Here is a 7,252-nt window from a genome sequence, read left to right as displayed (position 1 = left end):
TACCCCAGCCGAGCGCTTGCGTGATCTACTACGGGCTCAATAACCAGCAGTGTTGCGACAACCCCTAGAAACCGCCCGAAGGCTTGGGGCAGTTTTGTGTGTGCTCGGCAGAACCTAGTGGGCGTGGCCGTGGTGGCCGTGCCCGTGATCGGCTCCCTCAGCCGGCTTCTCCACGATTGCGGTCTCGGTGGTGTCGGATTACCGCCCCCCGGTGTCGGCCCCAAGAATTGGAGATGTGCGCGATCAGCGCGGGGGGCCCAGAATGACCTGTCCGAACTTGTCCGCCCCTTCTGCCATCCGTGCGGGTGAGATTTCAAAACCATCCGGTCGCGGAGTAGCTCTATCTCGACCGGCGTAGCGGAACATCCCCTCGATTCCAGCGGGAGTGTTGATCATGAGCAGGTCCGCTTTCTTGGATGTGATGCGATACGCGTGCGGAATATCCCTGGGCAGAAAGACGATTCCCCCCTCGGAAAGCTCCATCTCCTGGTCGTCATACCAGAGCAACGCGGTCCCCTTGATGAGCATGAATACCTCATCCTCACGCGTGTGCCTGTGATAAGGGGGTGCTTCGCCTTCACTGACATCGAACCGCCCAACCATCAGCTGTCCATCTGTGGCCTTGCCGTCGAGCAAGATCGCCAGCGTGCCGCCATCGAGCCATTCCAATTGTTGCTGCTGGTTCGGTTGTGCCAGGTACGCCATGCTCATGCGGCATCCCCCCCTTGCGTAATCGGCGGGAGCAGCTATGCACGCCCCGATCGGATCATTCGGGCGACATCGATGTCAGGTATCCATGAGTATGCACACCATTGCCGTGCTGAGCGGGGCTTACCGCGGAGACCGCCCAAAAACGACGACAGCACCCCCGGTCCGTCAGGACCGGGGGTGTTTCGTTGGAACTACCTAGTGGGCGTGACCGTGGTGGCCGTGCCCGTGATCGGCTTCCTCAGCCGGCTTCTCGACGATGGCCGTCTCGGTCGTCAGGATCATCCGGGCCACCGAAGCGGCGTTGAGCACCGCGGACCGGGTCACCTTGGCCGGGTCGACGATGCCGTCGGCCAGCAGGTCGCCGTAGGTCAAGGTGGCGGCGTTGAAGCCCTGCCCGACGGGCAGCTCGGACACCTTGTTCACCACGACCGAACCATCCAGGCCGGCGTTGGTGGCGATCCAGTACAGCGGGGCCGACAGCGCCGAGGAGAAGACCTCCAGGCCGAGCAGCTCGTCGCCGGTCAGCGAGCCACGCAGGCCGTCCAGTGCGGCACGGGCCTGGACCAGAGCCGCGCCACCGCCGGTGACGATGCCCTCTTCCACCGCGGCCTTGGCGGCGGCGACGGCGTCCTCGACGGCTTCCTTGCGCTTCTTCAGGTCGGTCTCGGTGGCAGCGCCGACCTTGATGACGGCCACGCCGCCGGCCAGCTTGGCGAGGCGCTCTTCGAGCTTCTCGCGGTCCCAATCCGAGTCCGAGGCCTCGATCTCGCTGCGCAGCTGCGCCTTGCGGCCGTCGATGGCCTCGGCGGTGCCGCCACCGTCGACGATCACGGTGCTGTCCTTGGTGACCACGACGCGACGGGCGGTGCCCAGCACATCCAGGCCGGCGTCACGCAGGACCAGACCCACGTCCGGGTTGACGACCTGGCCACCGGTGACGACGGCGAGGTCCTCCAGGAACGCCTTGCGGCGGTCGCCGAAGAACGGCGCCTTGACCGCGACGGCCTTGAGGGTCTTACGGATGGCGTTGACGACCAGGGTCGACAGTGCCTCGCCCTCGATGTCCTCGGCGATGATCAGCAGCGGCTTGCCGGCCTGGGCGACCTTCTCCAGCAGCGGCAGCAGGTCGGGCAGCGAACTGATCTTGTCGCGGTGCAGCAGCACCAGCGCGTTCTCGAGGACCGCTTCCTGGGAGTCGAAGTCGGTGACGAAGTACGCCGACAGGAAGCCCTTGTCGAAGCCGACGCCCTCGGTGACCTCGAGCTCGGTGTTCAGGGTCGAGGACTCCTCGACGGTGACGACGCCGTCCGCACCGACGCGGGTCATGGCCTCACCGACCAGCTCGCCGATCAGTTCGTCGCGCGACGAGACGGTCGCGACCTGGGCGATGGCGGTCTTGTCGGACACCGGCTTGGCCGCGGCCAGCAGGGCCTCGGACACCGCGTCGGCGGCCTTCGAGATGCCCACACCGAGCGCGATCGGGTTGGCACCGGCAGCGACGTTGCGCAGGCCTGCCTTGACGATGGCCTGGGCCAGCACGGTGGCGGTGGTGGTGCCGTCGCCGGCGACGTCGTTGGTCTTGGTCGCGACGGACTTGACCAGCTGGGCGCCCAGGTTTTCGAACGGGTCTTCCAGGTCGATGTCGCGGGCGATGGTGACGCCGTCGTTGGTGACCTGCGGGCCACCGAAGGCCTTGGCCAGCACCACGTTCCGGCCACGCGGACCGATCGTGACGCGGACCGCGTCGGCGAGCTTGTCGACACCGGCTTCCATGGCCCGGCGCGCAGCTTCGTTGAACTCAATCAGCTTGCTCATTAGAGCCTTTCGCTAATACGCATGCCGCCCCGGACATCACCCGTGCGGACACGGGGATTTCCGGGGCGGGACACGAGTGCTTACTTGGAAACGACAGCCAGCACGTCGCGGGCCGAGAGGATCAGGTACTCCTCGCCGTTGTACTTGATCTCGGTGCCGCCGTACTTGCTGTAGATGACGGTGTCGCCCTCGGCAACGTCCAGGGGGATCCGCTTCTCGCCGTCCTCATCCCAGCGGCCGGGGCCAACTGCGACGACGGTGCCTTCCTGCGGCTTTTCCTTGGCGGTGTCGGGGATGACCAGACCGGAAGCGGTCGTGGTCTCGGCCTCGTTGGCCTGAACGAGGATCTTGTCCTCGAGTGGCTTGATGTTGACTGCCACGATGGAAGCCCTCCACTTGGTTCGGGTGTCGATCCGGGGCCAATCCCCGGATCCCAGGTATTCGGCAAGCGCCCTGACCACACACCGTCGTCGCGGGTGCCGGAGCGGGGTTGGCCGCGTGCCACCTAGCACTCTATACATGCGAGTGCTAGCGCTCAAGGGTGGGTTAGTGCCGGGTTTCGCGAACTCGCTGTGGGCTGAAAATTTCGATCACCGCCGGGACGCCACAGGGGCGCGCGTCACTTCCGCCCGGGACGGCCGGCGGCGTCTCGCCACCGCAACGCCTCCAGGGCCAGCGCGATGTGCACGGTGGCGCCCTCTAACGGCCGCGGCAACAGCTCACCAGCGTCGGCAAGTCTGCGCATCAACGTATTCCTGTGGATGAACAGGCGCGAGGCCGTCCGCGACGCGTTGCACTGCTCGTTGATGTAGGCGAGCACGGTGTTATGGAGTTCCGAGGCGGCCGACTCGAAGTCGCCGAGTGTGTACTTGATGAAACGGTTCGCCTGGTCCGGGTCCGCGGTGAACAGTGCGATGAACTGGATATCGGAGAAGCAGGCGACCTGCCTGGCCAGGCCGATCCGTGTCATCACTCGCTGAGTGGCGATGGCATCGAGATGGCTGCGCCGGAAACCGTCAATGCCTGTCGCCGTCGAACCGAGCGCGATCCGCACCCCGGGCAACCGCTTCATCGCCTCGGCAACGCCCGCGAGATCCGCGCCGTCGTCGCCCGGCAGCCACACCCATCGAGTGTCGGCACCGGCCAGCACCGACAGGGCCCGCCGGCCGCGGACCGTGTGGATCAACACTTCGGCGGCGTGGTCCAGATCGGACAGATCCGCATTGGCTTCGTCACCCCAGATGATGGCGGCGGTGTGGCTCTGCTCAAGCTGATACCCGAGTTGAGTCTCCGCCTGGCCAAGACCGAGGCGAGCACCATCGAGAATCAGCATGACGGTTTCCCGCCGTTCCGCGTGCGTCCCACGGGTGAGGTTGTCGCGCTCGATCCTCATTTCTTCGTGGATCGCCGAAATCATCTCCCCCAAGAAGTGGGTGATGGACCGTTCGGATACGTCGAACAACTCTCGCATCTCGTGCGCATCAGAGGTCAGCTCGAACACCGTCCGCATCCAGGAGCGCAACGCGACATTCTGCGCCAGCCGGTAGGCCTCCACCACCACGGCTTCGTTGAGCCCACGACGCACCAGGTAACGGGCTATCGCCAACGTTTCCGCATCGATGTTGGCCGGCACCGCCTGTCCTGGGCGGCTGATATTGGCTGCCGCCCAATGCATTTGGTTGGAGCGATTACTGCGGGCGATCGCGTCGGCCGCCAGTGGATCGTCGGCGATGATGTGCATGAAATGCGACGACAGCGTTGCCCTGTTCAGCTCGTCGTACCACTCCTGCCGAGTGTTGACGACAACCTTCGCGGCCTGCCGGATCAGCTCACGCACCCGCTCGGACGGCGGCTCCCAGTCGGCAGAGGAGTCGTAGTCCGGCGAGTGCACCATGCCTCATCGTAGGCATGGTTTCAGTGCACCATGCCCCTTGCCCTATGTGATCCAGGCCACGACGCTTAGGACGCATCGTCGGACGGCACAACGACCATCTCGTTCGAATCCGAGTTGCCGCAGCAGAAACGAAATTCAGCACAGGAGAGCTAAGTGCCACACCTTGGATTCGACGGGCAGCCGGCGTCGGCGGCCGATCGCGCCAGTCAACTCGCCGGACAGCAGGCGTCCAACCGCAACCGCGCAGCGCGCCGGCTCGAGAATCGGGCTCGAGCGCGCCGGCTGCGCAAGGCGGGCGGTTTCGCCGCAGTCGCGACGACGACCTGCGCCATGGCAGTCGCACTGACGTTCTCGCAATCGGCCCCAGGGGTTGTGGCGAGTTCGGTTCGGCTACTGGCCGCATCGACCGATATCCAACCGGCTGTCGACCAATTGGTCGCGGCGCAGCAGCAAATGATCGCCAATAACAGCGCTTACCCATTCATCACGGCCTACGACAAGACGACGCTGCCCGCATACACGCAGAACATGGCTTCGGGGATGCTCTATATGGCCATTGCCGAGCAGAACCTGACCAATTCGTACGATCTCAACGGCGAATATTTCCCGGTCCCGTGGAATGCACCGGGCACCAATCCGCAGCCATTTTCGAACAGCCCGAATCCGGACGATCAATACAGCTTCATGGTCACCAACGACCAATCGGTCACGCTGACCATCACCCCCAAGCCGGGCACCAAGGACGTGACATTCGTACCTATGTCGGGCAGGCCCATTGTCGGCGACTACGCGGCGACGGGGGTCTACGACCTGTCGAAATTCACGCCCAATGCCGACGGCAGCTACACCATCACCATCAGCCCCACGCAGCAACCGGGCAACTGGGTCAACACCGGTGGAGCCTCGATGGTGCTCATCCGCGACACCATCGGCAACTGGGGCCTACCGCACGACACCCTGTCATTCCAACAACAGGGTGCGCCCTCGACCTATACCCTCCCGGTCCTGTCGAACAGCCAGATTACGGCGATGCTGAATTCCGTCTCGACGAACATGCCGGCCTCCAACAGCAGCATTACCAACTACGGAATCCAGGCCCGCTTCGATTCGATTCCGGCCAACCATTTCACGCCGATCGGGTCGACTCCCTCAATTATCGGCGGACCGATTCTGCCCAGCCAGATGAGCAGTGCCGGCCATTTCTCGCTGCAGCCCGATCAGGCGCTCGTGGTCAAAGTGCCCAACCTGCCGTCCGGGTACTCAGACTTCCAACTCAGCAACGCGTGGATGAACGACCTGCCCTACGTGACAGCACAGGGCAGCCTCAACGACACCAATACGTTCCACTCCTCGGACGGCTACACCTACTACATCATCAGCAGCCAGAATCCTGGGGTGGCCAACTGGATCGACAACTCCGGAGCCACCGACGGCAACGTCTTCATGCGGTTCCAGAACGTCACCGGCACCGTCGCCGACAACGCAGTGTCCGCGCAGGTCGTGCCGATCGGGAGTGTCGGCCAGTACATCCCGGCTGACACCCCGACCGTGACTCCGACCCAATACGCCGCGAGCCTCAAACAACGTCAACTCTCGTACGACTACGTCCGGCACCAGATGCAAGGCTCTGGTTGGGTGACGTCCACACTCGAGATCGACCAGATCAAGGCCGCGATCGGGACGAATCAGTTCAACCAGATATTCGGCAGCCAGGCCCAGGTGCCGTCGGTCCTGGACCGGATCACAAACCCTGCGCTGACGCCCGACTTCCTTGCCTTGGCCAGGGGCGTCTTCGCCAATCCGGCCGGCAGCCTGGCAGCGGTGGTCAACAATCTGCCCTTGGCAACCCAGGACATCGTGATGCCCGTGGTGCTGGCGAGTCTTCGGTTCGACCTACTGGTGAACAAGACCATCGCGGCTGTGCAGAGCAGCCTCGCCGCAGGCCGGCCGAGCGCAGCGTTCGCAGCACTGGCCGGTGGCGTCCAGGGACTCGGGACGCTCATCAACCAGACGTTGACCGACCCGGCGACCAGTGTCACCGCCGGCTTCCTCAACGCACGCGACGACCTGTCGGTGGCCCTGACGAATGCGGGCAGCTACTCGCCGCTGTCCGCGACAGATATCGGATCGGTTCTGAAGCAGGTCGGCCAAGTCAATCAGTCGGCGGCACACATGCTGGCCGGCGGATTACAGGGCATGGTGCCGACAGCCGGTCAGGCCACCACGGCGAACCCGACGACGAGTCCCACCTCGGCCACGGTTGCACCCGCAACGACGGCAGTCAGTGCAACGGCCGCCACCAACGTCGTTGCACCGGCGGCCGCCACCGGACCGGTTTCGGCTGCGGTGTCCACAGCGGTCGCCACCGCAGCCGCCAGTGCCGGTGCCGGTGCCAGTGCCAGTGCCAGTGCCCCGGCATCGGCTACCAGCGCCGCCGCGCCGGCAATCCCCGCGCCAGGCAACTCGTCGAATCAGCCCGGTACAACTTCACCGGCAGCATCGACCACCACGGCGGAATCGGCCAAGTCGACCCCTCGGTCCAAGAACCCCAAGGCCTTAACCGCTGAGGGAAACAAGCGGTCGACAGACGCCAAGAATTCGAAGACTGGCGCCGGCACACCGCCGACAGCGGCCACGGATTCCAAAGGGGCCGGTGACAAGCAATCAACGGACGTCAAGAGTTCAGCCACCGGCAGCGGAAAACACGCGGCGGAATCCAAGAAGTCCTAGGCGGCCGAGCTTCTCGCGGATTCTGCTCGCAGTGCAGCAGCTACCCGGACTGCGACCGCGGGGGGGGGGGGGGGGGGGGGGGGGGGGGGGGGGGTGGGCGGT

The 7,252-nt window shown here is 64.8% G+C and carries 5 protein-coding genes; 1 reads left to right on the top strand and 4 read right to left on the bottom strand.

The annotated features are described in order from the left end of the window. Positions 1-243: 243 nt before the first annotated feature. The 4 genes from AC3WTE_RS24185 to AC3WTE_RS24170 form a co-directional block, all read right to left on the bottom strand. Positions 244-711, bottom strand: a complete 468-nt coding sequence (locus tag AC3WTE_RS24185; protein WP_492441575.1) for a cupin domain-containing protein — start codon at positions 709-711, stop codon at positions 244-246. 195 nt (positions 712-906) lie between these two features. After that, positions 907-2,526 (bottom strand): chaperonin GroEL, encoded by a 1,620-nt coding sequence (gene groL / locus AC3WTE_RS24180; RefSeq protein WP_492441574.1) that lies wholly within the window; start codon positions 2,524-2,526, stop codon positions 907-909. Between the two features lie 80 nt (positions 2,527-2,606). Then, positions 2,607-2,909, bottom strand: a complete 303-nt coding sequence (gene groES, locus AC3WTE_RS24175) for a co-chaperone GroES (protein WP_029367666.1) — start codon at positions 2,907-2,909, stop codon at positions 2,607-2,609. A 236-nt stretch (positions 2,910-3,145) separates the two neighbouring features. After that, positions 3,146-4,420, bottom strand: coding sequence for a PucR family transcriptional regulator (locus tag AC3WTE_RS24170; RefSeq protein ID WP_492441572.1), 1,275 nt, complete (start codon positions 4,418-4,420; stop codon positions 3,146-3,148). A gap of 153 nt (positions 4,421-4,573) precedes the next feature. Here AC3WTE_RS24170 and AC3WTE_RS24165 point away from each other — a divergent pair, with 153 nt between their 5' ends. Further along, on the top strand, positions 4,574-7,150 hold the full coding sequence (locus tag AC3WTE_RS24165; RefSeq protein WP_492441571.1) for a hypothetical protein: 2,577 nt from the start codon (positions 4,574-4,576) through the stop codon (positions 7,148-7,150). Positions 7,151-7,252: the final 102 nt, after the last annotated feature.

The sequence above is a fragment of the Mycobacterium sp. FW102-FHT13B02 genome (genome assembly GCF_058790275.1).
This window is presented reverse-complemented; position numbering and strand designations above follow the sequence as displayed.

Bases quoted from the DNA above. Each gene is read 5' to 3' on its own strand.
- AC3WTE_RS24185 (WP_492441575.1), bottom strand. From the start codon at position 711: ATGAGCATGGCGTACCTGGCACAACCGAACCAGCAGCAACAATTGGAA.
- groL (WP_492441574.1), bottom strand. From the start codon at position 2,526: ATGAGCAAGCTGATTGAGTTCAACGAAGCTGCGCGCCGGGCCATGGAA.
- AC3WTE_RS24170 (WP_492441572.1), bottom strand. From the start codon at position 4,420: ATGGTGCACTCGCCGGACTACGACTCCTCTGCCGACTGGGAGCCGCCG.